The 24788-nt window shown below is 55.8% G+C and carries 24 protein-coding genes; 19 read left to right on the top strand and 5 right to left on the bottom strand.

The features are described 5' to 3' along the window. Position 1 precedes the first annotated feature (1 nt). From ACR0MQ_RS17025 to ACR0MQ_RS16985, 9 genes are read left to right on the top strand one after another with little or no spacing between them, the layout of a single operon-like run. Positions 2 to 2443, top strand: a complete 2442-nt coding sequence (locus ACR0MQ_RS17025; RefSeq protein WP_480609651.1) for a VirB4 family type IV secretion/conjugal transfer ATPase — start codon at positions 2 to 4, stop codon at positions 2441 to 2443. Then, positions 2440 to 2619, top strand: a complete 180-nt coding sequence (locus tag ACR0MQ_RS17020) for a hypothetical protein (protein ID WP_480609648.1) — start codon at positions 2440 to 2442, stop codon at positions 2617 to 2619. Before ACR0MQ_RS17025 ends, ACR0MQ_RS17020 begins: the two co-directional genes overlap by 4 nt. 24 nt (positions 2620 to 2643) lie before the next feature. Next, entirely contained in the window at positions 2644 to 3396 is a 753-nt protein-coding gene (locus ACR0MQ_RS17015) for a type IV secretion system protein (protein WP_480609645.1), read from the top strand. After that, positions 3396 to 3779 carry a hypothetical protein gene (locus tag ACR0MQ_RS17010; protein ID WP_480609642.1) on the top strand — a complete coding sequence of 128 codons (384 nt, stop codon included), beginning with the start codon at positions 3396 to 3398 and terminating at the stop codon, positions 3777 to 3779. The genes ACR0MQ_RS17015 and ACR0MQ_RS17010 overlap by 1 nt, the downstream gene beginning before the upstream one ends. Next, positions 3776 to 4855: a type IV secretion system protein gene (locus tag ACR0MQ_RS17005; protein ID WP_480609639.1), complete on the top strand. Its 1080-nt coding sequence runs from the start codon at positions 3776 to 3778 to the stop codon at positions 4853 to 4855. The genes ACR0MQ_RS17010 and ACR0MQ_RS17005 overlap by 4 nt, the downstream gene beginning before the upstream one ends. 58 nt (positions 4856 to 4913) lie before the next feature. Beyond that, positions 4914 to 5651, top strand: a complete 738-nt coding sequence (locus ACR0MQ_RS17000) for a VirB8 family type IV secretion system protein (protein ID WP_480609636.1) — start codon at positions 4914 to 4916, stop codon at positions 5649 to 5651. After that, complete coding sequence (locus tag ACR0MQ_RS16995) at positions 5651 to 6463, top strand: TrbG/VirB9 family P-type conjugative transfer protein (protein WP_480609633.1); 813 nt, start codon at positions 5651 to 5653, stop codon at positions 6461 to 6463. Before ACR0MQ_RS17000 ends, ACR0MQ_RS16995 begins: the two co-directional genes overlap by 1 nt. Then, complete coding sequence (locus ACR0MQ_RS16990; RefSeq protein ID WP_480609630.1) at positions 6463 to 7764, top strand: TraB/TrbI/VirB10 family type IV secretion system protein; 1302 nt, start codon at positions 6463 to 6465, stop codon at positions 7762 to 7764. The genes ACR0MQ_RS16995 and ACR0MQ_RS16990 overlap by 1 nt, the downstream gene beginning before the upstream one ends. 46 nt (positions 7765 to 7810) lie before the next feature. Next, positions 7811 to 9961, top strand: coding sequence for a type IV secretory system conjugative DNA transfer family protein (locus ACR0MQ_RS16985; RefSeq protein ID WP_480609627.1), 2151 nt, complete (start codon positions 7811 to 7813; stop codon positions 9959 to 9961). Between the two features lie 158 nt (positions 9962 to 10119). On the opposite strand, the gene ACR0MQ_RS16980 is transcribed toward ACR0MQ_RS16985, so the two are convergent. Then, positions 10120 to 10536 (bottom strand): MerR family transcriptional regulator, encoded by a 417-nt coding sequence (locus ACR0MQ_RS16980; RefSeq protein ID WP_480609624.1) that lies wholly within the window; start codon positions 10534 to 10536, stop codon positions 10120 to 10122. 70 nt (positions 10537 to 10606) lie between these two features. Here ACR0MQ_RS16980 and ACR0MQ_RS16975 point away from each other — a divergent pair, with 70 nt between their 5' ends. From ACR0MQ_RS16975 to ACR0MQ_RS16965, 3 genes are read left to right on the top strand one after another with little or no spacing between them, the layout of a single operon-like run. After that, on the top strand, positions 10607 to 11377 hold the full coding sequence (locus ACR0MQ_RS16975) for a transglutaminase-like domain-containing protein (RefSeq protein ID WP_209599654.1): 771 nt from the start codon (positions 10607 to 10609) through the stop codon (positions 11375 to 11377). Then, complete coding sequence (locus ACR0MQ_RS16970; protein ID WP_209599655.1) at positions 11377 to 12012, top strand: cation efflux transmembrane domain-containing protein; 636 nt, start codon at positions 11377 to 11379, stop codon at positions 12010 to 12012. Before ACR0MQ_RS16975 ends, ACR0MQ_RS16970 begins: the two co-directional genes overlap by 1 nt. Continuing rightward, positions 12012 to 12560, top strand: a complete 549-nt coding sequence (locus ACR0MQ_RS16965; protein WP_170574509.1) for a methyltransferase family protein — start codon at positions 12012 to 12014, stop codon at positions 12558 to 12560. Before ACR0MQ_RS16970 ends, ACR0MQ_RS16965 begins: the two co-directional genes overlap by 1 nt. A 181-nt stretch (positions 12561 to 12741) precedes the next feature. On the opposite strand, the gene ACR0MQ_RS16960 is transcribed toward ACR0MQ_RS16965, so the two are convergent. From ACR0MQ_RS16960 to ACR0MQ_RS16950, 3 genes are all read right to left on the bottom strand, one after another. Beyond that, entirely contained in the window at positions 12742 to 15114 is a 2373-nt protein-coding gene (locus tag ACR0MQ_RS16960) for an autotransporter family protein (protein ID WP_480609620.1), read from the bottom strand. Positions 15115 to 15277: 163 nt separating this feature from the next. After that, positions 15278 to 16336, bottom strand: a complete 1059-nt coding sequence (locus ACR0MQ_RS16955; RefSeq protein WP_480609618.1) for an alpha/beta hydrolase — start codon at positions 16334 to 16336, stop codon at positions 15278 to 15280. Then, positions 16329 to 17963, bottom strand: a complete 1635-nt coding sequence (locus ACR0MQ_RS16950) for an RcgA family putative transporter (protein WP_480609616.1) — start codon at positions 17961 to 17963, stop codon at positions 16329 to 16331. The genes ACR0MQ_RS16955 and ACR0MQ_RS16950 overlap by 8 nt, the downstream gene beginning before the upstream one ends. A 208-nt stretch (positions 17964 to 18171) precedes the next feature. Between ACR0MQ_RS16950 and ACR0MQ_RS16945 the strand changes: the two genes are divergently transcribed. The 3 genes from ACR0MQ_RS16945 to ACR0MQ_RS16935 all read left to right on the top strand — a co-directional run bounded on the left by ACR0MQ_RS16945 (position 18172) and on the right by ACR0MQ_RS16935 (position 20297). After that, positions 18172 to 18354 (top strand): hypothetical protein, encoded by a 183-nt coding sequence (locus ACR0MQ_RS16945; RefSeq protein ID WP_480609613.1) that lies wholly within the window; start codon positions 18172 to 18174, stop codon positions 18352 to 18354. 439 nt (positions 18355 to 18793) lie between these two features. Further along, positions 18794 to 19270, top strand: coding sequence for a L,D-transpeptidase family protein (locus ACR0MQ_RS16940; protein WP_480609834.1), 477 nt, complete (start codon positions 18794 to 18796; stop codon positions 19268 to 19270). A gap of 97 nt (positions 19271 to 19367) precedes the next feature. Continuing rightward, positions 19368 to 20297: a cation diffusion facilitator family transporter gene (locus ACR0MQ_RS16935; RefSeq protein WP_480609610.1), complete on the top strand. Its 930-nt coding sequence runs from the start codon at positions 19368 to 19370 to the stop codon at positions 20295 to 20297. Positions 20298 to 20798: 501 nt separating this feature from the next. Here the strand turns inward: ACR0MQ_RS16935 and ACR0MQ_RS16930 are convergent. Then, positions 20799 to 21644, bottom strand: coding sequence for a LysR family transcriptional regulator (locus tag ACR0MQ_RS16930; RefSeq protein ID WP_480609607.1), 846 nt, complete (start codon positions 21642 to 21644; stop codon positions 20799 to 20801). An 86-nt stretch (positions 21645 to 21730) separates the two neighbouring features. On the opposite strand from ACR0MQ_RS16930, the gene ACR0MQ_RS16925 reads away from it, so the two are divergent. The 4 genes from ACR0MQ_RS16925 to ACR0MQ_RS16910 all read left to right on the top strand — a co-directional run. Next, on the top strand, positions 21731 to 22198 hold the full coding sequence (locus ACR0MQ_RS16925) for a c-type cytochrome (protein ID WP_480609604.1): 468 nt from the start codon (positions 21731 to 21733) through the stop codon (positions 22196 to 22198). 13 nt (positions 22199 to 22211) lie between these two features. Next, on the top strand, positions 22212 to 23120 hold the full coding sequence (locus ACR0MQ_RS16920) for a c-type cytochrome (protein WP_480609602.1): 909 nt from the start codon (positions 22212 to 22214) through the stop codon (positions 23118 to 23120). A gap of 165 nt (positions 23121 to 23285) precedes the next feature. Further along, positions 23286 to 24167 (top strand): cation diffusion facilitator family transporter, encoded by an 882-nt coding sequence (locus tag ACR0MQ_RS16915; RefSeq protein WP_480609599.1) that lies wholly within the window; start codon positions 23286 to 23288, stop codon positions 24165 to 24167. A 158-nt stretch (positions 24168 to 24325) separates the two neighbouring features. Beyond that, positions 24326 to 24788 (top strand): hypothetical protein (locus tag ACR0MQ_RS16910; protein WP_480609596.1); only part of this gene is annotated, 463 nt, incomplete at its 3' end.

The following is a 24788-nucleotide window of genomic DNA, read 5'->3' as shown; positions in this document are numbered from 1 at the left end:
CATGAATATGCACCCGGAGATTCAAAAGGCCATGCCGTCAGCACGCCGCGCCGCACGTGAGGTTCCGGCAACAACACATATCCCGTTTGTGCGCTTCCTGCAGGACGGGACATTTGCGACGCGCAACGGGGATCTGGTGGCTGTGTTGGAACTCAAGGGGTTCATCCACGAAACCGCCGACCGGGTGGCAATCAAATCCGCCAACGACACGCTCGCCCGTCTTGTCTCCAGCTTCGAAGACAATCGAACAGCCTTCTACAGCCATATCATCCGGACCAAAGTGAATCTGTCCGACACCCTACCACCCGTGACCGGCCCCGCGTTTTCTGAAGAACTGGATCGCCACTATCGGGAACAGCTGGATCAGGACGAAACGTTTCAGCTGCATCACTTCCTGACAATCGTGCGGCGCCCCTACATCAGCGGCAAGCGGTTGATTGATGCCGGGTTGCGGTCTCTTAGGGCGGCGGCGTCAAATCCGGCAACAACCGCGGCCCGCAACAAGAACCGCAAAACCCTGCATGTGGCGGCGGAACAAGCGATGCGCGATCTGTCGGTGTTCGGCGCGCGCCGGCTCACCGGGTCAGATGCGGATCGCAGCCGTACGCTGTCGTTTCTGTCGATGCTGCAAAGCGGGATCTGGCAAAAGGCACCACCCGCCTGGACACATCTGGCAGATGCGGTGCCAAACGGTCGTGTCACCTTCCGCAAAACCTATGTCGAAAGCCTGTCACCGGGACGGGACAGAGATCGGTTCGCTGCCGTCTTTGCGATCAATGCCTATCCCGAAAAGTCGAAATTTTTCATGTTCGATGAATTGCTGGGGGAAGGGTGCGAGTTCATTGCGACCCAGTGCTATACACCGATGGATCGCGTGTCGGGCGGCACCAAGATCCGCGACGCCAAGCGAGGCATGGCAGACGCAGGTGATGAAGCGGAGTCGCTGCAGAAGGATTTGACTGAGGCCCGCGATGCGGTTGCCTCCCGCGCCATGTCCATTGGGCGGCACCACTTCACTGTTGCCGTTCTGGGAGAAACCCGCGAGGAGATGGAAGACGCGGCCACGCGTGTGAACTCCTCACTGACCGGTGCGGATCTGCGCACGCGGCGCGAAGACATCGGGTTAGAGGCGGCCTGGTGGGCGCAGCTGCCGGGAAACTTCGCCTATCAGGCCCGGAGTAAAAAGCGCTTTGTGTCCGACAAAAACTTTGCCGATTTTGCCAACCTGCATTCCTGGCCGACCGGATCGCGGGAAAAGCTACGCTGGGGCGGACCCGTCGCCGCATTCCGGACGCTCGCCGGCACGCCGTATTGGTTTTCGTTTCACCGGGAAGGATCCCACAAGGACGCGGGTCCCGGCACAACAGCGATCTTCGGAGCCCCCGGCGAAGGCAAAACCCTGCTGGCAAACTTCCTGATGTCCTGCTGCTATCGCCTGCCCGATCCGCCCCATTTCATCGCCTTTGACAAGGATCGTGGGTCTGAGACGTTTATCCGCGCGCTTGGGGGAACCTACTTGCAGCTGAAACCGGGCGTCAATCTGGGGTTCAACCCGTTTGCTGTGGCAACGGGTGCGGCCGGGATCGAGTGGCTTGAAGGGTTCATCAAACGCCTGACCGGCGCGGAAAAGCTGACCCCGGAACAAGAGCGGCGGATCGCCTCCGGCCTGCGCCGCCTCGCATCGGGTGATGCGGCCCTGCGCACCTTCTCGGACTTTGTTGCCACCTTGCGATCAGTCGATGACAGCGATGCGCCTGTGCAACTGCTTGATGCGCTGGAAAAGTGGCACGGGTCCGGCAGCCGCGCGTGGCTGTTTGACAACCCGCAGGACAGTTTCAGCCTGGATCAGCCCATTACCGCGTTTGATATGACCGCGTTGCTGAAAGACACCGATATCCGGTCGCCGCTGCTGGATTATCTGTTCTACCGGATCGAGCGCAAACTGGCCGCTGGCAAACCGCTGATCATCGAAATCGACGAAGCCTGGAACCTGTTTGATGATCCAATGTTTGTCGGCCGCATTCGGGACTGGATCAAGACCATCCGGAAGCTTGATGGCATTCTGGTGTTCATGACGCAGGAGGCGTCGGACGCGTCGAAGTCGGCCATTGCCGATACGCTGGTTCAGTCGTCTGAAAACAAGATCTTCTTCGCCAACCCGCAGGCGGATCGGGCGACCTATATTGACGCCTTTCGCCTGACCGAAGGCGAGTTCAACGCAGTAATGTCCATGCCGCCAAAATCCCGTCTGGCGCTGATCCGCAATACAGAAGGCGCTGCGGTGGTTTCAACCCGGCTGGAATTGCCTGCCCCCTTCTATCGCGTGCTGTCCGCCACCGGTGAAAGCGTCGCAGAAATGGACCGGCTGCGCGCGGAGCACGGCGAGGACGGCTGGCTCGATACCTTCATGACCCCCAAAGCCCCACAGGAGACCCCCCAATGATCCGTAACATCGTTTTCGTTGCCCTCGGCCTGTCCCTGCTCGGGGCCTGCACGATTGCTGGCGATGTCGTCGACCCGCCCCGCGAGTTGAAGGCCAATTGCAATATCGCTGACGCAGAACCGGTTCCGCAAACCGGTCTTGCCACTACCCCACCGCTCAGCATCGGCAAAATCTGAGCTCCTCTCTGAAAGGACTTGATGATGAAGACCCTTCTCAAAACCACCGTAGCAGCCGTTGCACTGGCCGGGATTATTGGTTTGCCCGACAAAGCCAGCGCGCAAGGTGTTCCAACCTACAGCGCCACGGAACATGCCGAACTGATCGCCCTGTTGAATTCCACCGGAGAAATGGTGAACCTCGATACCAAGATGTTGGACAATGCGTTGCTGCAGTTGAACGAGCTGCAGGAGCAACTGCGCCAGGCGCGGGCAACCCATAATGCGATCACAGGCGCGCGGGATCAGATCAGCAACCTGTTCAACGGCGATATTACGCCGAGGCGTTTGGCATCCTCGCTGACCACTTTGTCCATGACTGGCAACTCGGTGAACAACCGTCTCGGAAACCATCTGGAGGCATTGAAAGTCGATTTCCAGCCCTTGAGCGGGTTACAGGCGCTGGGGCGGTCGGATGCTGATCCGGTAACAAAATCCCATGATTTAGTGTCCGGATCGAGCCTTGCAGGCCTAGCCGTCGCCGAGGAAGGCTTTGCAGGCGCTGGGGAAGCCATGCAGCGCTATGACGGCTACCGTCAACAGATCGCGTCTACTGAGGATCTGAAAGCCAGCATCGATCTGAACACACGCATAGCGGTCGAAAACGGCATGATGCTCGCCACACTCTTGCAAACATTATCCGCACAAGGTCAGCTGGACGCTGCAATCGTCAACGAACGTCTGCGTGGTCAGGACCTCGTGGCCCGCAAGGCGTACCGACCTCAGGGAGCCAACTGATGCGCATCACCACTCACACTGTACTCATCGCAGCAACCGTCGCCATTGCTCTGACAACGGGTCAACCGGCAATGGCACTGACAGAAGAGCAGATCGAAAACATGCGGCTGCTGGATGCAAAACGTGTTGCCCGTTACCGCCAGGCAACCACGGTCAGACTCGCATACGCCGAAACATGTGAGGCGGCCTTCGCCGCAAATGAACCGATGCCGGAGAAAGATGTTCGGCTCAAAGACCCCATCGAAATCGGTGATGATCTGATGGAGATGACCCGCGAAGAAATCTCGGAGCAATTCGGGCTTGCTTCAGCTGCCTTCCGGGAATCCGACAAAGCCATCAACGATTGCGTCCGAAAGTACAAGAAAAGGAATGAAGGGTCATGAGCATCAGAGACTTCCTTGTTGGCACCGATCAGAGTTTTGACGATATTATCAATGGTGGCTCACAACAGGTGTTCCAGGCGCTTGCGACACCAAGCGCGGAATTCCTGACCTTTCTCGCCGGGGCTGCGCTTGGGGTCTGGGCAATAACGGCCGGGTTCCGAGGCAGTTTTTCACTGGACGGCTTCATTACCTTCGTTTTTCGTTTTTCCTTATTCTATCTGGCGGTGTCTGGCGGCGCGCTTTGGACCCAGTACGTTTTTCCATTCCTCACCCAATTCCCCATCAATGTCGGCAACACTGTACTCAGCCAGTTTGGGGGAGCCGGGAACGCCGGGGGCGTGGCAACTGCATTTGCCGATGTTGCAGACACATCCTTCAATAACATCACGACCGCATTGGGTTCGTATGGTGTGACGGATTACCTGTCAGGCGAGGCACTAGGCGTGGTCATCATGGCGTTGCTCGCTGCGATCGCGATCCTTGCCATGATCGTCATTGCGCTTGCATTACTAGTTGCCTCGAAAGTTCTGATGGCCATTCTACTCGCCATCTTCCCGGTCATGGCCGTCTGGGCTTACCTGCGCAGCTCTGCGGAGATCTTCAACGGCTGGGTGCGTGGCATCACCATGCTGGTTCTGTTCCAGATCCTGCTCTTTGGAGTCATGGGCATTGCTCTAGCCGCGACGAAGGGTGTCTCCGATTCTGTCACTGATGGCGTTCTTTCAGACACTGACATTCCTCTGGAGATGTTCAAACTGGCGGGCATCAGCGGGATAACCGCCGGGCTTCTTCTGATCTGTCCGATGATCGCGCAGCGGATCGGCGGTGCGGCGCTGGCACTGGGCGAGTCCCAGATCAAGGGTGCCGGCCATCACGGAGTGAAACTTCTGGGCGGAAGGCTGACCGGCGTGGGCTCCGGCGGGAATAATCTCGGCAATGTTGCCAATCAACGCGCAAGTGCGGCCAGTGCGGCAGACGGCCCCTCCCTTGCAGAGGCGAACAGTCAGCGCATTCGGGATTCCGTAAAGCGCGGAGCCGAACGCATGGCCGAAGACGCACGAAACCGACGAAACTGACCTGAAACTACCCAATTTTGCTGGCGGGCTCGCCCCGCACCAGACGAGGTGTCACCACATGCAACACGCAAAGGTAGAATTTCCGCAGAATGCGTTCTGCTCAGGCGAAAGCGATCCATACTCACCCCTTCCGGACACAACAACCATTCATGACGGTCATGACCGTTGGGAAGATGAACTGTATCTCTCGATGCGACGCCGGGCGCGGCTGGCCTATGTCGTTGGCGGGATCGGCGCACTGATCGGCGTGATGGGCGTTGCGGCGGTCATGGCTCTGACGCCACTGAAAGAGTTGGTCCCGATCACCATGACCGTCGACAAGCATACCGGCTTGGTCAATGTGGAATCGCGTCTGGGCCATCTCACATTGGACGACGACGAATATGTCACCCAGGCGCTGTTGTTCCAATATGCCCGCGACCGGGAAACCTATGACGCACATGACCAGCGGGACCGGCTGAACGCTGTCTACGGTCAGACTTGCGGCGGGGCGGCTGAGGATCTGGCCGCCCTCTATGACGCAGAAAACCCCAACAGCCCCATGAACATCTATGGGAGCTTTGGCCGTGTGGATGTGCGCATTCGGTCTGTCACCCTGCACAACGGAGATTCAGCCACGCTGCGCATGACGAAAAGTGCCCGGGCGCAACAAGGCGCACCGGTCTCGGAGCGCAATTTCGTGGTGACGATGGGGTATGAATTCGACCGCACCGGAAACATGACACTCGAGGAACGTTGGGAAAACCCGACCGGCTTCTGCGTCACCAATTACCGCCTGGATGAGGAGGCGCGCTGATGCTTCGTTTTATATGTGCCACCGCCGCGATGCTGGCCGTGGGTGTTGTCACAGTCTCCGCTGAACAGACCGGGCGCGGCACGCGTACCGATGCCCGCATTCGAACGCTCGTCTATCACCAGGACGAGGTTTACAAGATCGATGCCCATACCGGTTATGCTGCGACAATCCAGCTGGAAGAAGGCGAGGTGATGATCGATGAGGTACGTGGCGACCCCACAACCTGGGACTTCATCCCGAACACCGCGCGGGACGGGTTTGTCATCAAGGCAAAATACGCCACGCCGCAGGCAAGCAACCTCATCCTGGAAACCAATCTCCGCACTTACGTGTTCCTGTTGCACGCCCATAAAGGCGGTGCCCCTGGAAACGTCGGGTTTCTTTACCGGTTCAGCTATCCGGATCGGAAAAAGGGATATAGGCCCCGACAGGCGGGAAGCATCCAGGCCGCATTCAACACCACGGGACGACCTGCGAACCTGCAGTATAGTGCGAGCGGCGACAAGCTGTTGCGCCCGGCGGTGGCCTTTGACGATGGGCGCAAAACCTATCTGCGCCTGAAACAGCAAAGCGTGCGGCCTGCTGTATTTGCAATGGACGCAAAAGGGCGCGAGCGTCTGGTTAACACAAGTGATCTGGCTGACGGCACCATTGTTGTGACCGGTATCTACCCGCGCCTGGTGCTGCGTGACGGCCCGTATGTCGTCTGCGTCTTCAACAACCGGCTCTATGAGATCGATCGAAACCGCGACCCGGACAGACCACGAGGATGGTCACTGCGAAGCGCGGCCACGAGTGGTGAGAACCGCTGATGCCAGAGCAAAACAAACTCCTGTCCAACCGCATCGAACCCGAAGATGAACCAAAGCGTGGCGTCAACCTGCCCATGATCCTTGGTGGGCTTGCTCTCGTGGGGTTCATAGGCGCCGCGCTCTGGATCAATCTTGGCGATGATGATGCCGGCCGGCGTACCAGCATCATTCCCGAGGTCAATCAAACCCCAGATCCGCGCCAACAGGGCGGCAGCTTGTTCGGCACTGTTCCGACCCAGCCAATGGCCCAGGTTGAGCCGCAGGTAGATCCACGCGTAGCGGTGCTTGAGGCTGAGCTGGCCGAACTGCGCGAATTGATTGCTGACGCTCAGGCTCAGGACTCTGAACCTGCCCCTGAACCGGAACGGCCAGTCCCCACACTCGATACGCAGGCCTTGGCGGCTCTGGAAAAACGGACACAACGGCAAGAGGCTGCATTGGAAGCCTTCCTGAAAAAGCTGGAGGATGACCGGCTGGCCGCTGAGCGGCGCCAGCGTGAACTGATCGCACGGATACAGGCGAACAGACCGATTACCGAGCCGGGCCAAAATCCGGAAGCACAACCAAAAGGCGACACAGAGGCGCAAAGGCTGGCAACGGAACGCAAGGCTGAAGAGGAACGGCTGGCACAGCCATTGTCCAACAGTTTGGGCGGCAGCAGCGCAGGTGCAGGTGTCGGCACTGGAGCGAAAAGCAGCACTGGCAACGACTTTCTCGACGCGGCCGCGTCCCGCTCAGTACAGACGGCGCGGGCCACCCAGTTGCAAGACGTTCACCGCCTTGTTCCGCAAGGGCGCACCATCCCCGCCATCCTTGAAACGGCTATCTCATCGGACTTGCCGGGTGAGCTGCGCGCGCGCGTCAGCCGGGATGTCTGGTCAGCCGACGCCACAACGGTCCTGATCCCACGCGGGTCAACGCTGGTCGGTGAATACTCCTCGGATATCTCGCTCGGCCAGCGCCGGGTTCTCGTGGCTTGGAACCGGGTAATCACAACGGATCAACGCTCCATCATGATCGGGTCTCGCGGTGTGGACGCTTTGGGACGGGCCGGGATAACCGGAAACGTGCAGCATCATTTCGGGCTCAAATTCGAAGCCGCGTTCTTCATCTCGATTTTCTCCGGGATATCGAGTTTTGGAAATCGGACGCTCAACGAAAACGACCTGAACACTGGCACCGATGGGTTTGCAGATGCCGGTCAAAGCGCATTTGAGGAATACCTATCCATCCCGCCGTCGATCTGGATTGACCAGGGCGAACAGATCAATGTGTTCGTCTCGCGGGATCTGTACCTGTGACGGGTTCAGTTTGAGGGCCTCCAAGATTGTCCTGAAGGAGTAAGTCATGAGCACCATACAGGCAAAAACTCACCTTCCTTATACGATTGCGGCAGCGGTCATCAGCATCCCGCTCTGGGCGGCGCTTTTGATTGCCTGGAAAGTGAACGGGGACATCGAGACGTGGCGACCGTGGTTGCTGCTCAGCGAGCGCAACAGCATACACCCGAAGGATTGGGACATGGCGCTCTGGGGCGGTATCACGCTCGGCGTCATGACCGGAGCTGGTCTCGCATATCTGTTTGGCGGGATGGTGTTTGGCGTGACCGCAACCGATGCCCATGGCGACGCACGGTGGGCCACGGCAAAGGAGATCCGCGCGGCGCGGCTGATCAGTGATTGGGGGCTGGTACTGGGCAAGTTGGGCAAACCGGATAAAAAAGCGCCGCACCTGCGCGCCCACACCGATGATCAGGGCACGGTTCTGGTCTCGGGCCCGCCGAGATCCGGAAAGGGCGTTGGCATTATCATCCCTACCCTGCTCGACTATCCCGGTTCTCTGATTGTGTATGATGTGAAGGGCGAACTCTTTGAAACCACCGCGCGGCGTCGGCTGGAAAAAGGCGATAAGGTGCGGGTTCTTTCGCCGTTCGATATGCGGTTTCCCAACAACCCGGATGGCTCCCTTGTAGGTCGATCTCATGTGTTCAACCCGCTGATTGAAATCTCTCAGATGGTCGATCTGGAAGACAGACTTGTACGCATTTCTGAAATCAGCGCTGCCCTGCTCGCCCCCAAGAGTACCAGCGGTGCGGAAGTATCATTGATGGAAGATGCGCAGGAAATCTTCAGAGCCGCTACCTCAGTTGTCTGCAACGAACCCCTGCCCTCGATCGGTCGGGTGCTGCAGGTACTTACCCCGAAAGTGAAAGGGGATGATGAAGTGCCCGACTACAAGACCATGTTTGCATCGCTGGCATCCCGGGCTCCGGACCCGATTTCCAAAGGGGTTCTGCTACGCATGGCCGGTCAGGACAACAAGCAGTTGGGGATCTACCTGTCGGTGTTGATGGGCGGAGGCCTTAACGCCTGGAGCAACCCGGCCATCGTTCGGGCTACGGCCGCAACGGAGAGAAACGACTTCGACTTTGAACAGATGCGGTGGGAGCCCCAGACCTGTTACCTCTGCATTCCTGAAGCCCACAAGCAAGTGTCGCGCCCCCTTGTCCGACTGTTTGTCCAGTGCGCCATCAACGCCCTGCGGCGAAGGCTCATGGCATCGGATGAAGACTTCCTGCCGGTGCTGTTCCTGATCGACGAGTTTCATTCGCTTGGGAAAATGCAGGGCGTCCTCGATGCGGTCACCACCCTACCCGGCTATGGCGGCCGTTTGTGTCTGGTCGTGCAGTCGCCCGCATCGCTGCGGGAACATTATGGGCTGGCAGGGGAAGAGATTCTGACGGAAAGTTCTCATCTGCATGTGTGGCTGACACCCAACTCGGAAGAAACCAAACAGAAACTGTCCAAAGCGCTTGGCAACAAGACGGTGACGCAAAAATCTGTATCGGGACGCAACTGGTCGAAAGAGCCCGGTCGGTCGGAAAGCTGGTCGGAGAAAGGCCGGCCATTGATGACACCGGAAGAAATCGGTCGTCTGGGGAAAGAAGAGGTCATTATCACCGGCAAGGGCATGTTCCCGATCCGGACAAACCGGGTGTCCTATTATAAAGACCATCGGTTCAAAGCCCTGAATGACAGCCAGAGAGGCAAACCCTGGCCGGAGATTCCCGTCGTCAAAGATGGCGTGGTGACCCGGTATGATGAGTTCCTGAAGGGTGCTGGTTCCTCGAGATCGATCGAAGCCGAAGAACCGGAACCTGAGCCGAACCCGAGACAGACGCTGTCTCAGCGTGCGGCAGTCTCGCGCCCGCGCTCGCCGTCTGTTCCCGACACTGGCACTGCAGATTATGGGTTTTTCGAAGATCCGAGCGAGTTAGCTGCTAACAATGAAACGCCAGAAGATCGAAAGCTTGCGAATGCAATCGAGTCCGTCAAAGCCCCGGTTCTGACCGCACATCTCGGCGATCTGCTTAACCTCGCGCCAATCAACCCGGAAACAGAGCATCAGCTGGCAGAGCTGGCGCATCGGCTCTCTCCGGACGAGCTGATCAACCGATTGTTGCCGCTGTTCGGAGGCGGAAATCCGAAACTGGTCTAACTCAATACGCCCAATACATACAGCCGTCCTCTGCATACGGGTGACCAAAAACGCGATCATGCTGGAAATTGCGGACATTGGCTGCGCCTTGTTCGAACTGGAAAGAAGCGGACTTTGCCGACGTTTGGCTATACGATGTGATAGTCTGCTTTACCTTTTCAGTGATCGCGCTCGCAAAGGCCATGATCCGACAAAGAAGCCAGGACATAGCAGTCTTCGGTCACTCCGCCGCCATCGCAGCCGTTGGAAATCCGCACCAGTTCTTTCTCAAGCGCGCGGAGGCGTTTGATCTTTGCGCGCACGTCCGAGAGCTGAGCCGTCGCAATATCATTGGCCTCTGCACACGACCGGTCCGGGTGGCCCTGTAGCTCGATCAAGGCAGCAATAGCTTCAATCGAGCAGCCGAGGTCGCGGGCGTGCTTGATGAAGCTCAGGCGCTCCAGCCCCGCCGCATCATACCGACGCTGATTGCCTTCAGTCCGTTCCGGTGCGTCGAGAAGCCCAGACTCTTCGTAGTAGCGGATTGTTGGAACCTTGACGTTCGTGCGCCGCGATAGCTCGCCAATGGAAAACATGAAAATACCTCTTGAACCTCTAGTCACTAGAGATCGTATATCAGTTGGGACGCTGAAACCAGAGTGAACCATGTCCCAGAAATACCTCGCCGAAACCCCCATACTCGATTTTCGATCCGATGCGATCCAGGCATTGATCGCCGAGCGCGGGTGGTCTTCTCTTGACCCCACCGCACGCATCGGCACGGCCTATGATTTCGTGCGGAACGAAATCCTGTTCGGATACAACAGCGACGATGCGCTGCCTGCCTCCCGAGTGCTGGCGGACGGCTATGGGCAGTGCAACACCAAGGGCACGCTTCTGATGGCACTGCTCAGGGCGTTGAATATCCCTTGCCGGTTTCATGGTTTCACCATCGACAAGGGCTTGCAGCGTGGCGTTGTGCCAGAGTTGGTTTTCCCGCTGGCCCCCCGAAGCATCATCCATTCCTGGGTGGAAGTTCTGATCGACGGCAAGTGGATCAATCTCGAAGGGTTTATCCTCGATCAAGGCGTTCTGGGAGCGCTTCAGGAGACCTTTCCGGATCGCACGTCGCTCTGTGCCTATGGCGCGGGGACAGATTGCCTTCAGGCCCCGCCCGTCGAGTGGTCTGGCCAAAGCACATACATCCAGAAGACCGGGATCAACCACGACTTCGATGTCTTTGACAGTCCGGATGATTTCTACAAGGACCACCACCAGCTGTCCGGTTTTCGCGGGTTGCTCTATCGTCTTGTCATACGGCACTGGATGAACCGGCGCGTGGCGCGGATCAGGCAAGGCTATGTGCCAATCATCCCCGGCGGCGCAGAGAACCTTCTTCCTAAACAGGCACCAATCATTCTAAAGGAGGCCGTGTGATGTCAGGGTGTTGTGGACATGACGCTAAGTTCGATGGCGTATCGGACGACTACAAACGGCGGCTGTGGATCGTCATCGCGCTGAACGCGACGATGTTTGCCGTCGAGATGACAGCAGGCCAGGTCGCACAGTCGCAAGCTCTGAAGGCTGACGCCCTCGACTTCTTGGGCGATGCTCTGACCTATGGCATCTCACTTGCTGTCATCGGTGCTTCGATCCGCGCGCGGACGAATGCAGCGCTCGCCAAGGGCATCAGTCTTCTTCTGATGGGCCTGTGGGTCTTCGGCTCGACAGTCTACCGGGTTTTCTATGTCGGCGTACCGGAAGCGGAAATCATGGGCGTTGTCGGCGCTCTGGCTCTGGCGACAAACCTTGCAAGCGTCCTGCTGCTGGTCAGCTACAAGGACGGGGATGCCAATGTGCGCTCTGTCTGGCTCTGCTCGCGAAACGACGCCATCGGCAACGTCGCCGTGATGTTAGCAGCTTTGGGCGTATGGGGCACGGCCACCGGCTGGCCCGACCTGATCGTCGCTGCGATCATGGCCAGCTTGTTTCTGTCCTCAGCGTTCCAGATCGTGCGCCAGGCGCTCGCTGAACGCCGTGAGTTCAATTCACACAATCATGCCGAAGTCTGATGGAGGCCTTTCTTGCTCTTCTTGGCTTGGGGATTGCCGCAGGAACCTTGGCCGCGCTCGTTTGGTCGTTTGCGCGTCCATCGCGGCGGCTCTGGCCCCCGGAAGAATACACGATCAGAACGCCTTTCCTTGTCTGGGTTCCAACATTCACTTTGTTCGGCGTGCTTGTTCTGCTTGGCATTCTTGGATGGGCGACCCTGCCATTTCCAGACTGGATGCGGTTCTGGATCGGGGTGCCTTTAATCCTCACCGGAAACGCAGCCGTCTGGTTTGAAGTTGTACGCTTTGGCATCGCCCAAACCGGCGGTGCCGTTGGGCATCTGCGAACCGACGGTCTTTATCGCTACTCCCGCAATCCCCAGTATGTCGCAGATATCTTCATGGTCATCGGATGGATGCTGCTGACGGCGGCACCGCTGGTCTTTCCGGTCGGAAGTGCCGCGGTCCTCGTGCTGTTGGCTGCACCATTCGCGGAAGAGCCATGGCTGCGCGCGCGCTACGGCGCGGACTTCGAGGAATACGCCTCCCGCGTTCGGCGTTTTCTCTGAAGCGGTCATTCGCCACAACGCAGAAACTTGGGAGGTATGGGCTCAATGCAGTCTTTCGCTGCACCAGGCTTGAATGACTGCTTTGCGGACAAAGCGGACGTCCACTGGGTTCGATTGTGAAGGCACAACAAAGATGGTCGGCGTGTGTGATTCCCAAGGTTGAAACAACCGCACGGACAATTCAGAACCGAACACTTAAATTCGCGCCTAGGCCATGTTCTTGGCCATTGGAGCGAACAGAATAGCCATATCCTGCCGTTAGTCTGGCTAGGTCAGAGATCTGATACCCTAGCCCCAGACCAAGTACGAAGCCATTTGCACCTCGGTTTTGTCCGACTTGTGTGAACGTGCCAAATATCGGGCTCGTCACAGTGATTTCGTGCTCACTATCCTTGTTGGCAAAGAAGTCATACTCGTAACGAGCAAAGGCGATTGGGGTTAGCAAACCATTCTCTGTCAAGAAGTCGCGTTGATAATCAACTCCAATGGAAGCGACCAGCGATTCTGCGTTCGCTTTTTCAATCGAGTAATTGAAATCACCACCGCCCGTCTCTGCGCCTGAACCTTGTTGGATACGCCCGTAGTTCAATCCAAAAACCATAGAAACCCTTGCACCGCTGTCCAGGTTAAACAGCTTCCGTGCCTGGATACCGGCATGGATGCCCTCTTGGTCCAAATCAGACTTTGCCTCGCCTCCCGTAAAGCCATCAACAGAAGGGTTATTTCGCTTGGCGTCGGTTTCACCGAACATGTAACCGACCAGCCCGGAGAACTCCCAAGTTCCGGTTGTTGTGCGCCCATAGACGCCCACATGATAGCTGTCGGTCGAAAAGTCCTGATCGACTTGATCGTGTTCATCCATGGAGGATGTCCCAAAACCTGCGTACACACCGACCACACCTCTATCGGTGCTTGCGACATCCGCTCCGACCAAAATCGTGCGCAGCGAATAGTCGAATGTCCCAAGGCCATTGCTTCCATCAACGTCCCCGCTCACATAGGCCGTGTCGATCCACCAGCGCCGATCAGAGCAGTCTATTGCGCCGCTCGGGCTCTGGGCCGAGTCGATGTCGCCTTCTGCAACGGGTTGATCCGCATTGCTGAAGCCAACCGCTTGATACTTGCGGCAGTCAGCATGGCTCAGCACAGTGTTGGTTATCAGGTCAAGTTGCTCAAGCCCAACTGTCAAATTGGAGGAATAGGGTTCTGCGTGCACACGATTAAACCCAGCCAAACCTGAATTGGTAAGCGTGTTAACTGCATTGCCCAAGGTTGAGCCATTAGTCAGATTAGTTCCAGGTGACGTGTTTGTGGTGTTAGCCACCGCACCAGCAAGGTTGCTTGCATTGGGAGATCCAACAACTGATGGGTGTTGTGGTAAACTCGAGACGGGGAGGGTCGAAAACGCTATGTCGATTCTACCGTCCGCGGTTGGCGTGTTTGAGATACTCAGACTTGATAGGGCGGGCAGAGATCCTCCGGCAACAAGAGTTGGGGAGTTTCCATCGAAACGCGAGGCTTGAAAAACCGTGTAGTCGTTGCCAGCAGCATAGTCCTGCGCAGTCAGGCCGGGACGAGCGGCTTCGACTTGTATAGTGGCGCGGTTAATCCCTGTAACGGACCCGCTGGATGACACCAAATCGGCTTTCTGACCGGCCGTCGGATCGACTTCACTTAAGATCCTTGACCCAGTTTCAAATGCGATACCGCCACTATTGTTAAGCGTACCAATTGAAAAGCCCGGCGAAAGCACCCCTCCGTTCTTAACTGTGAAGTTGAATGCGTTCACGGTTCCCGTTCCGGCCAGCGTGCCAAAATTCTCAAAGTTTACGGTGTTCAAATTGCTTGCTGCATCGAGGCGAACAGTCGTGCCTGCGGCTATCGCCATATCGCTGGTTGAGGAAATCGAACTATTCGTCAGTGTGAAATCGGAAGCCTCAGCAATCCGGGTCTGGATATAGTACGCCCCGAAAACCACTTCGGTGGCTCCCATAACGGTAAGGTTGTCATAGGTTAGCGGGCGGTCGGACTGGAAGTAGACTTCAGTGGGGTCGATATTCGCGCCGTTGAAGGGAGCGAACGTCATTGATCTGCCGGAACCAATCGAAGTTCCAATGAGGTTCACTCTGAGCTTCCCGTTGATGTTTGTTGCCAACGCTTCCCGGGAGACAAAGTCTCCGCTACCCGCCGCGACATCGACATTCAAAAGTGTTAAAACTGAAGCATTGCTTGGAACGGTATTTTGGCCCGGAACATACAACTCAATTTCACCTGAGGACGTAATTGAGGAGTTTCCAATTGTAAGTCCTGTAATGGGTCCGTTTGGGATCGGGAGACACGTGCGTTCCGTCGTTGAGATTGTTTGATTAACGCGAGTGCTTTCAGATCCAGAAGCATACTCTATTCGAGGAGACCCCAATTCTACGCAGGCCTGTGAGCTTTGGGCCTGCGCGTCGTCCACCACTAACACATAAGCCAAGACCCCCAGTGACAACTTAATAATTAATGCACGCTGAACGCTTAGTGCCGCAAGTGTCGGGCCCAGTGTTTCCATCAGCTTTCTCCTCTTACTTGATAAGCGAGAGTACACCCAATTGTGATACATGGTGAGTTTTGTGAAATGCTCAAAAAAGTCAAACGATTGACTGCTTTGGGCTCATCTTCATTCTTCGCTGTCTGATCCACCAACGGCTGTTCTGGGGCGATCCGACTTTGGGCTATTCAGGAAACATACCTTTTCCAGACGAAGGAGTGCTTCCAGATGATTGGTCCTGGACCAGTGCATCTCTACTCGAATTGTCGGATGTTTCCGGTTTTTTCTCTGTTGATGCCGAGAAAAGCTCACAAATCTGAGACAACACGTGCTCACGTACCTGCGGCGTCTCATAAAGTACGTCATGTCTGGCATTCGGAATGAGCTCCAGCTTCCCGCCGGGCCAACGCGCCATTCGATCCTGTATTGCGGATATGGCAACGATTTCATCTTCGGCACCGCAGAACGTGATACATGGCGTGTCGGGAGACCGCATTTTTGACAACGACCTGGTCTCTCTGAGTGCCTGAAACAGCCACCCCATACTTGGTCCGCCTATGACTTGTTCAGGCAGAGATTCTGAAATGTTCGCATAGTATTCGTACATGTCACGATCATATGTCAGCCTGTTGTCCTTGAAATCAGTCGTCAGGACATAGCTTTCCCCACGTGTACCAGGGGCATAGGTGTCACCCTTCCCAAATGCTTGAAATGCCCAAGACAAAGGCCAGGCGCCAAGACGCTGCAACCGTGGGAGATTTATGTCCCACAAGGGTGCGGTGAACGCGCAGGCAGCCACCGGAAACCCTTCAGCAATTGCGCGGAGACCGACGCAGGCACCTAACGAGTGTCCAATCAGATACCAGGGCTGTGGAAGGTTGAGAGACTTGGCCGCTTCAATCGTGGCCGCAACATCTTTCTGGTAATCAGAAAACCGAACGACATGGCCCATCAGTCGATCTTCGGTGAGCCTGTCCGAAAGCCCCTGGCCACGCCAGTCAACAGCGAACGCCGTATAACCGAATTCATGTAGATACTCGATGGTGCGCCCGTATTTTTCGATGTTCTCCGTTCGCCCCTGGAACAGAAAGACAGTGCCCTTGGATGGTTTCTCTGTTGGCCAGTGAGCCACCCTAAGCCGCACATTGTCGTCAGTATGAATCCAATAAGCGCGCACATCAGATGGACCTTCCGCGACTTCGGGATGTATGGGGGCTTTGTCCAGGGCATTCGTCTTAAGCATCTAATTCTCTCGGTTTTGTTGCGTTAAGCTGACCCAGAGTGGGTCGTGCAAGGAAACATGCAGCCAAGGTCAGGGCAGCAATCAGGAGGATCGTGAAGCCGGGAAACACACCAATAGAAATGTACGTCATCGCCAACAATGCCATGACGCTATACATCGCCATCCACGGGATGTGATCCTCATCATCCCGCTTCGGAGAACTCATTTGGGCCAATACGGTCCGTATTCTGGCAGAACAAATGATAAAGACAGCCACAATGATGATCATGCAAAAGAAGCTGTAGTAGTGCCCCGGCGCGTTCCGACCGAACCCATACTGGTCCAAAAATACCTCGTCGCCGCGAAAAATACTCAGACCGTCAGCCACCATCCAACTGACGATATCCCTGCTATGCGACAGCAAATAGCTGGCTTGTAGTTTCATCAAAATGGTGATCACCAAACCCAGTGACGTGCACCGAAATATTCCGGTCATAACTGCTCGGCCTACCATTTCTATGTATTGGCGTTCTTCATCCGCCTCGCCGCGTCCGAGCCCTCGCACCAAGTCAACGAAATCATCCGTAATGGAATAGATTACAATGAGGCCAGTGAAGAACAGGTAAGAGCCAAAAGCGTTAAGGAGGAAGACGAGGCCGGAGAAAATTACCGCGCTTGGAACAGATATCAAATCAGGACGAAAGATAGCTATTCTGCCCCAATCGACGGTCCAATTACCCGCGTTCCCGATCAACAGTGGGATCAGATGAGTTTCCACCCAGTTGAAGCCCGAGGCTATTGCCACAGTGACCCCAAATACCGCCCAATATGCGATGGACACGGTCGCTACCCTTTCCGACCAGCTCGGGAACGGGTTTTTGCGATCGAGGAAGTTGGACAAACCCATTCGCCACATTCTCTTCCATGAACGCAATAGATTGATCAGTATCGCAAAGTAAGCTGGTAGAATTGCCGTGAAGACGATTATCCAGTTTGGCGCCCAAAGAAATCCGACCTGTTTTGGAGGACCTGTTGGAGGAACAAAGACGACGCTGTGAATATTGAGCGAAAACGACATAAGGCCAAGTGCGGTAGCGGCGGCGAAAACAACGACTGGTAAACCCAAAGAGGAATGAGTGCTGAAGATCGCTTCTGTTCTTCCTGCTATTCCGGGAATTCTCTTCGGTTCGACCGGATCATTGCGTCTCGAAACCTTGGCCTGCGTTACTTCTTCGCTGCCGTTGGCCACGCCGACTGGAGAAATCGTACCCCGTTTCTGGGCATTCCGTTTCCCCCGTCTTTTCGCGGCAAGCCGCCTGTTGGCGGCGCTAAGTTCCGCACGCCACGCGCTGATAGCGTCGGGATCGTCACAACCGAAAACGCGCGCCAACCAGCGAATATTGTCGTTGCTAATTCCTCTGTCGTTATCCTGAAACCAATGCTGAACTGTCCTTAGCTCGACACCCGACTTATTGGAATCAAACTGGGAGATGGTGCTGGCAAGCAGCTCTGGGGTCCATGAGCCCACAGGAAGTCCCGCCTGGTCAACGGGAAGGCCGGCTCCTACTGAAACCAGATACTTGAAGAGTTCCTTGAAGTCGCTGCCATCTTTCAGCGGAGGAACAAAATATTTACCGTGTTTTATCAATCGATTACACGCTTATGGTTCGTTCCGTTTCATCCTGTTTCGTTCCAGTTCGTGCGATTGTCAACGAGCCGCCGTACTCTCCTCAAAGTTGAGCCATAATCCGCTTGGGTCAGAGAGCAGAACGTAACAATGGAACAGTGGATAACGCCCTGCCCGCCCACAACATCAGCTTGAGGCGGTTGGGCTTAACGAACACCGAGGAGTGCAGATGTCGACACAGCAACAAACCGATCGCGCGAAAAAGGGCGAACCAATAATTGAGGTGCAGGACGCCCACACAGGCAAAACAGTGGTGCTAGTCTATGCGTGGAACAACGGGCAAGTCAGTGTCACGTCAAACAGCGGGTTAAAGGTGGTGGAGCTCTCGCCTGCTGCGCGCCTGCGGCTTTGAGAAAACTACCCAGAATTCAGTATGCGACCTATCTTGACTCGAGATGGTGGGCATTCGGTCCGAAGAACTTCACATAATTGCAATTACCCCGCTCAGGCCAGTCTTTGTGAGAGTGTTTTGCAAAGGGTTTTTGCATCAGTCCCACGCATCGAGAATCAATGTGTTGAACGAATGGCGGCCAGCGCTGCAAGAAGGGTCGTTTTCGCGTCATCGTCCATCAAAGCGGTTGTCGGTGATCACCACAGCGGATGTACCGGAAGAGCCCATACCTCTCAACTGCTGCAACGCGACGAATGTCCGCTATGCGGATGTATCCTTGGTCTCGCTCGCGCACGGTCATTGAAAGGGCTGGCACACCATGTTAGTTTCAAATCCAGAAGAGACCTCACGAAAGAGGCATAGAGCAGTGAATTTTGGAGTTCCACGTCGCGCGATCCTACTGGGAGCCCTGGCGACCGTTCTTTCTGGATGTGCGAGCAAGTTCCGCACTTATAGGGGGCCGGAGGTGACCCGGCTGCGCGTTTACAAGGGGCAACGCATGATTGTCCTCGATGGAACAGAGGGTGTTTTGCGCACTTTCCCGATGGGCCTTGGCTTCGCTCCCGAAGGTCACAAACAGTTTAAGGGCGACGGGCGCACGCCAGAGGGATCATACGTGATTGACAGGCGAAATCCCGACAGCCTGTTTCATCTTTCTATAGGTATCTCATACCCGAACGAGGTGGATACCGCATTTGCTACAGCGCAAGGCCGTTCGCCTGGCGGAGATATCTTCATTCACGGTGGACCACGCCCCGGTATTGATCCCACGGACAAGCAGGATTGGACAGCAGGGTGCATCGCGGTCACGGACCGAGAGATAGAAGACATCTACGCGATGGTCAATAACGGTACACCCATTGATATCTACGCTTGAAACGGGGGCCGATGATGGGGCTTCGCTGAGTGGGTTTATGCAAACCGCCGTCTGAAACCCGACGCCGCCATTGCGCACTTGCACGCAGGAGAGACCCATGCCGCATGATCACCACGGTCATAGCCATGCCCATTTGGACCCGTCCAGCGGGGATCGCCGGGTCGCCATTGCGATCTGGGCAAACGGTCTACTGACTGTCGCCCAGATCGTGGGAGGCATCTTTGCAGGGTCTCTCGCCCTGATCGCGGATGCGCTGCACAACTTCTCAGACATGGCAGCACTCGTCATTGCCTTTGCAGCCCGCAAAATCGCACGACGGCCCGCCGATGAACGGATGACCTTCGGCTATGGCCGGATCGAGACGGTGGCGGCCTTGATCAATTACACGACGCTGATCGTGATCGGTCTTTATCTGATCTACGAAGGCGGCATCCGCCTGTTTGAATCGCCAGAGGTCAGAGGGTGGACTGTCGTCATCATCGCAGGATTGGCGCTTGTGGTCGACGCCCTGACGGCGGTGCTGACCTATTCGATGCAGAAGGGCAGCCAGAACATACGCGCCTTGTTCCTACACAACCTCTCCGACGCTCTGGCCTCAGTGGCCGTTATTGTCGGTGGCACGCTGATCATCCTCTATGACATGCGTTGGGTTGATCCTGCGATCACGATTGGGATCGCGATCTATATTCTGTACCTCGCCTTTGCAGAGATCGGTGGTCCGATCCGAACGCTCATGCTCGGCAGTCCGCCGGACATCGACGGAGGAGAGGTTGTGGCAGTTCTGCGCCAAACAGATGGCGTGAGCGACGTCCACCATGTTCACTTGTGGCAGATGGAAGAGAATGCACCAGCGCTCGATGCCCATGTCGTCGTTGAAGACGCTGCATGGGACCGGTTGGAGCAGATAAAGGCTGAGCTAAAGACGCAAATTGGTGCGGAATTCGGGATCACACATTCCACTCTGGAGTTCGAGCGCAATGGTGTCTGTGACGGCGAGACTCCGCTGTTTGGCCATGCCAAGCGCTAGGGTCACTAGGTCTCAGATGTCATGCATAATTGGGATATTCAGGGCTGTACCTAGGACTACGCGAAAGCAGACTTTAGTGCAGCCGCAGCGAATTGGTGCTTTGTCCGGATACTGTTGAAAAACTCAAAAACCTGGGAGGCCCCGAAAATCTGCGAACTGGCACTCAATCCGAAAAGTCCACTGCTGATAACGATGACGGGCGTTTCGGTGACCACTGGTGGCCAGTGCCAGAATTTGGCAGAACCCTCAGCTGAAAATTCCCGTCGGCCTTGTCGGGCCAAATTCTGGCTCGAGTTTACGCAAATTGGGAGTTTTTCAACAGTATCTCCGCTTCTTTTCCGTTCACGCGTGACGCACCGGAGGGCCGGTGTGCAGACTTTGCGGTCCTCCGCATTTTAACTCCGGAAGGTCACAGCCAGCCCTAAGCAGGCATTTACGAGTGGAATTTGCAAATTTTGAAAGTCAAAAATGCAAGAACTCGAAAAGCTCTGTTGCATGAAATCACTTAGCTAGTGCTTCAGATATACGTTCAACTAACGCCTTCTGAACAACGGCAAACCTTGGGGTTTGCGCGATTTCCTCTAACGTCGCGACCCACAGCGGAACTTCAATCTCAGGACATACGTCCTGCGACCTTGTAAGGCGGGTATCGACGTCGCCAAAAAATGAAGGCAGAAAGGTTTTTCCTGCTCCCGAGGCCGCCATCTGCTGTAGAACCAGAAAACTGTCGGCCCCGTTAGTCATTTCGTCGGCGCTTACATTCTGCGCCAACCATTTGGCAGGAAGTGAACGGCTCAACGCTCCGTCAAGCCTCATCCACTTGCGATTGGGTAAACCATCGTCAAAGACGCCGAAGGACAGCGTTCCGGCACGCTGCCCGATTAGTCCTTCCCCAAGCTTTATCGATGGGCGCACAGCAATGTCTGCTGTCAATCGGGAAAGATCATGGTGGCTGTTTTGGCTTAGCAGAGTCAGATTCAAACCTGGGTAAAGGAGCGAGATCTCGTTTATGATGCGAGGGAGAACAATCTGACAAAGACTATCGGTAGACGTAATGCGCACCTGACCCACAGGAGACCGATTTGCTCCGAAAACTGCCCGCTCCACCGACAGCACCGCGTCTTCAACGCTTTCCATGGCCGAAAAGATCGCACTGGCTTCGGGGAGAACGGAATATCCTGACGGGCTTTTTTGAAAGATCCGGCAGCCATTGCGCTCTTCGAATGCGGCTACCCTGCGTAAAACTGTGGCATGCGTGACGCCCATTGCCGCCGCCGCCGCGTTCAACGAACCGTGTTTGCTTACGGCTAGCGCGTACCGAATATCATCCCAGTTTTCGTTGTTCATAAATTAACAAGTGACGGCAAATAACAAACAATTACAAGAAAATTCGTTCAAGCTAACATTCGGAGCATTGAACAGGGAGACACATCATGATGAAGAAGTTCTCAATCTGCGCGGCAGGTCTTTTATCATTGGCCGCCATTGGCACAGCCATCGCCCACGAAAGTGAAAACCCGGCTGTGAAAGCGCGAACCTCAATCATGCAGCTCTATGCCTTCAATCTTGGTACACTTGGCGGCATGGCCAAAGGCGAGGTGGATTATGATGCCGAGGCCGCAACACGGGCTGCAAACAACCTTGTTGTGCTAACGCAGATCGACCAATCCGCTATGTGGCCCCAGGGATCTGACAATGTGTCCGATCCGTCCACCCGAGCGCTGCCGGCAATCTGGGAAAACTTCCCTGACGTTGGTGCGAAAGGGCAGGCCATGGCAGATGCCGCTGTTGCGATGCAGGCTGCGGCAGGGCAAGATGTTGAAGCCCTGAAAGCGGCGATGGGCGACCTGGGTGGAAGCTGTTCGGCATGTCACAAAGCGTACAGAGCACCGAAAGACTAATTGGTAGATAGCTGTGAAACGGTTTTTCCTTTTCACCGCTTTCGTTGCACTTTTGGTTGGGTTGGCCGGTTTGGTGCTGACCCGACCACAAAGAATGGATCAATCTAAACTCGACGGTTTGAACCCGGATCTCACCAGAGGAGAAGTCGTGTTCCACGCCGCAGGATGCGCATCCTGTCATTCAGCGGCGGATGCGGTTGGTGAGGACAAGCTCATGCTCTCCGGTGGTCGCCGTTTTGAGACGGAATTCGGCACATTCATTGCCCCCAACATTTCCAGTGACCCGGAAGTTGGTATTGGGTCCTGGTCCGCCCTGGACCTGGCTAATGCTCTGATCCTTGGAACCGGGCCCGAAGGGCAACACTATTTTCCTGCGTTTCCCTATACGTCTTATGCCAACATGTCAGTCGAAGACGTTGTTTCGCTCCATGCATTCCTCGGCACGCTGCCAGCAGTCGCAACCGAAAGCGAGGTGAATGAAGTTGGCTTTCCCTTCAACATTCGACGCGGACTGGGGGGATGGAAGCTTTTGTTCATGTCGCCAAGCTGGGTGGTCGAAGGTGATCTGACCAACCAACAAAGGCAAGGCCGGTATCTGGTGGAGGCGTTGGGTCACTGCGCCGAATGCCATACGCCGCGAAATAGTCTAGGTGGTTTGAAACGAGACCTTTGGCTGACAGGTGCACCAAATCCAAGTGGGAAAGGTCGCATCCCCGGCCTTACCTCAAGCCAACTTGATTGGTCCGAAGCCGATATTGCCGAATACCTGAAATCTGGCTTCACACCGGATTATGACAGCGCGGGTGGTGAGATGGTGGAGGTTATCGAGAACACATCTCGCCTCACGGATGAGGATCGCTTGGCGATTGCCGCCTATCTCAAAGCTGTTCCTGCGTCATCGACCGGGCTGCCATCGGAGTAACAGTCGTTTGGCGCCATGCAGCGGAGACCAGACGTCGTCGCCGCACGCAAGTAGGAAGCCGTAAGGCCTATTCCCTTTTCACCGAACACCTGTTTTACGTTTTGAACATCGGAGCTCACCAATCACCCGAGTTTCTGTTAATGATTGACTGAGGGTCGCGGCCAAATGACACCAAAAATCGCTCTTTGGTCCATTCCGATATCCATTGCGGTACTGGCCCTGAAACTGCTGGCCTGGTGGCTGACAGGCTCGGTGGCGTTGTTATCAGACGCAATGGAATCAACCGTGAATGTCGTTGCGGCGCTGCTGGCGTATTTTGCAGTTCGGATTGCCAATATACCCCCAGATGAAAACCACCCCTTTGGTCACAAAAAGGCCGAGTATCTTTCCGCCGTCGCCGAGGGAGTACTAATTGTGCTGGCGGCGTTCTTGATCATCAGAGAAGCTTTGCTGGCGCTCCCGAACCCGCATCTTGAGGATGCGCCACTTCTTGGCGTCGCCGTCAATGTCATTGCAACGGGCGTGAATGGCGCATGGGCCTACCAATTGCTCAAAATCGGCAGGCGCGAGGGTTCGCCTGCATTGGAGACGAGCTCCCGGCACATTTTCACAGATGTCATGACGTCAGTTGGTGTCATCGCAGGCCTGATACTTGCACTTGTCACCGGCTGGTTGATCCTTGACCCGATCCTGGCAATTCTTGTTGCGCTGAACATCTTGTGGGAGGGCTGGAAAGTTATTCGGGCATCCGTCGATGGCCTGATGGATGTGAGCCTGTCGGACCATGACTTGCAGACTGTTTCCAACGCAATCGAAGCAAATCTCGGCGCAGCCTTAGAGTACCACGACCTCAAAGGGCGCAGATCCGCAAATGTCATTTTCGTGGAGTTTCATCTTGTTGTGGACGGCACAATGCCAGTCAGCGCGGCGCATGATATATGCAATGACATCGAGGAAGAATTGGATCGTTTGTATCCAGGTTCAGTCTTTGTCATTCACCTCGAACCTGATGACGAGTTGAAGGGTGACGGGGTTAGTTCCCACTAAACTGGTCACATGGCTCAGCAAAACTCTATTGGTATGACTGATCTGACTAAGACGTTCGGCTTGAAATTCGTCAGACCTAAGCCCGATGTGGGAAAGCCGAACCAGAAGTAACCTGTCTCCAACGTCACAAAGCGTGATGCTCAAAATTGGAGGCGAAAATGAAAATTCAAAGAAAGCTGGGTCAACTTCTTAGTACTGCGGCGTTGGCTTCGTTGATTGCGGCGACGCCTTATGTGCCAACGTTTGATGCCGATGGTCGCCTACATTTTGAACCGTCATATGCCTTTGCCAAGAGCGGCAAGGGGAAAGACGGGGATGGTCGCGACGATGATCGGGATGATGATCGTGACGACGACAGAGATGATGACCGCGACGACAACTCGGGGTCGGGTAATAGCGGCCGTGGTGGTGACCGGGACGATGATCGTGATGACGATAGAGACGATGATCGCGACGACGACCGGGATGATGATCGTGACGACAATTCGGGATCAGGTAAAGGTGGTCGCGACGATGATGATGACGACGACGATGATGATGACTCCAAACGCTCCAACAAAGGCAGCGGAAAGAAGGACCGGTCTCAAGCAGGGGGCAAACCGTCGGGCTCGGCTGGAGTAA

This window comes from Ruegeria sp. AN6 (assembly GCF_056540425.1).
The sequence above is the reverse complement of the archived record's forward strand: the minus strand, read 5'-3'. Positions and strand labels throughout refer to the sequence as shown.

Excerpts from the sequence above, each read along its gene's own strand:
- ACR0MQ_RS16990 (WP_480609630.1), top strand. The coding sequence starts at position 6,463 with ATGCCAGAGCAAAACAAACTCCTGTCCAACCGCATCGAACCCGAAGAT.
- ACR0MQ_RS16930 (WP_480609607.1), bottom strand. The coding sequence starts at position 21,644 with ATGAACAACGAAAACTGGGATGATATTCGGTACGCGCTAGCCGTAAGC.
- ACR0MQ_RS16995 (WP_480609633.1), top strand. The coding sequence starts at position 5,651 with ATGCTTCGTTTTATATGTGCCACCGCCGCGATGCTGGCCGTGGGTGTT.
- ACR0MQ_RS16925 (WP_480609604.1), top strand. The coding sequence starts at position 21,731 with ATGATGAAGAAGTTCTCAATCTGCGCGGCAGGTCTTTTATCATTGGCC.
- ACR0MQ_RS16965 (WP_170574509.1), top strand. The coding sequence starts at position 12,012 with ATGGAGGCCTTTCTTGCTCTTCTTGGCTTGGGGATTGCCGCAGGAACC.
- ACR0MQ_RS16985 (WP_480609627.1), top strand. The coding sequence starts at position 7,811 with ATGAGCACCATACAGGCAAAAACTCACCTTCCTTATACGATTGCGGCA.
- ACR0MQ_RS16970 (WP_209599655.1), top strand. The coding sequence starts at position 11,377 with ATGTCAGGGTGTTGTGGACATGACGCTAAGTTCGATGGCGTATCGGAC.
- ACR0MQ_RS16915 (WP_480609599.1), top strand. The coding sequence starts at position 23,286 with ATGACACCAAAAATCGCTCTTTGGTCCATTCCGATATCCATTGCGGTA.
- ACR0MQ_RS17015 (WP_480609645.1), top strand. The coding sequence starts at position 2,644 with ATGAAGACCCTTCTCAAAACCACCGTAGCAGCCGTTGCACTGGCCGGG.
- ACR0MQ_RS16935 (WP_480609610.1), top strand. The coding sequence starts at position 19,368 with ATGCCGCATGATCACCACGGTCATAGCCATGCCCATTTGGACCCGTCC.
- ACR0MQ_RS16975 (WP_209599654.1), top strand. The coding sequence starts at position 10,607 with ATGTCCCAGAAATACCTCGCCGAAACCCCCATACTCGATTTTCGATCC.
- ACR0MQ_RS16960 (WP_480609620.1), bottom strand. The coding sequence starts at position 15,114 with ATGGAAACACTGGGCCCGACACTTGCGGCACTAAGCGTTCAGCGTGCA.
- ACR0MQ_RS17000 (WP_480609636.1), top strand. The coding sequence starts at position 4,914 with ATGCAACACGCAAAGGTAGAATTTCCGCAGAATGCGTTCTGCTCAGGC.
- ACR0MQ_RS16980 (WP_480609624.1), bottom strand. The coding sequence starts at position 10,536 with ATGTTTTCCATTGGCGAGCTATCGCGGCGCACGAACGTCAAGGTTCCA.
- ACR0MQ_RS16945 (WP_480609613.1), top strand. The coding sequence starts at position 18,172 with ATGTCGACACAGCAACAAACCGATCGCGCGAAAAAGGGCGAACCAATA.
- ACR0MQ_RS16955 (WP_480609618.1), bottom strand. The coding sequence starts at position 16,336 with ATGCTTAAGACGAATGCCCTGGACAAAGCCCCCATACATCCCGAAGTC.
- ACR0MQ_RS17005 (WP_480609639.1), top strand. The coding sequence starts at position 3,776 with ATGAGCATCAGAGACTTCCTTGTTGGCACCGATCAGAGTTTTGACGAT.
- ACR0MQ_RS17010 (WP_480609642.1), top strand. The coding sequence starts at position 3,396 with ATGCGCATCACCACTCACACTGTACTCATCGCAGCAACCGTCGCCATT.
- ACR0MQ_RS17020 (WP_480609648.1), top strand. The coding sequence starts at position 2,440 with ATGATCCGTAACATCGTTTTCGTTGCCCTCGGCCTGTCCCTGCTCGGG.
- ACR0MQ_RS17025 (WP_480609651.1), top strand. The coding sequence starts at position 2 with ATGAATATGCACCCGGAGATTCAAAAGGCCATGCCGTCAGCACGCCGC.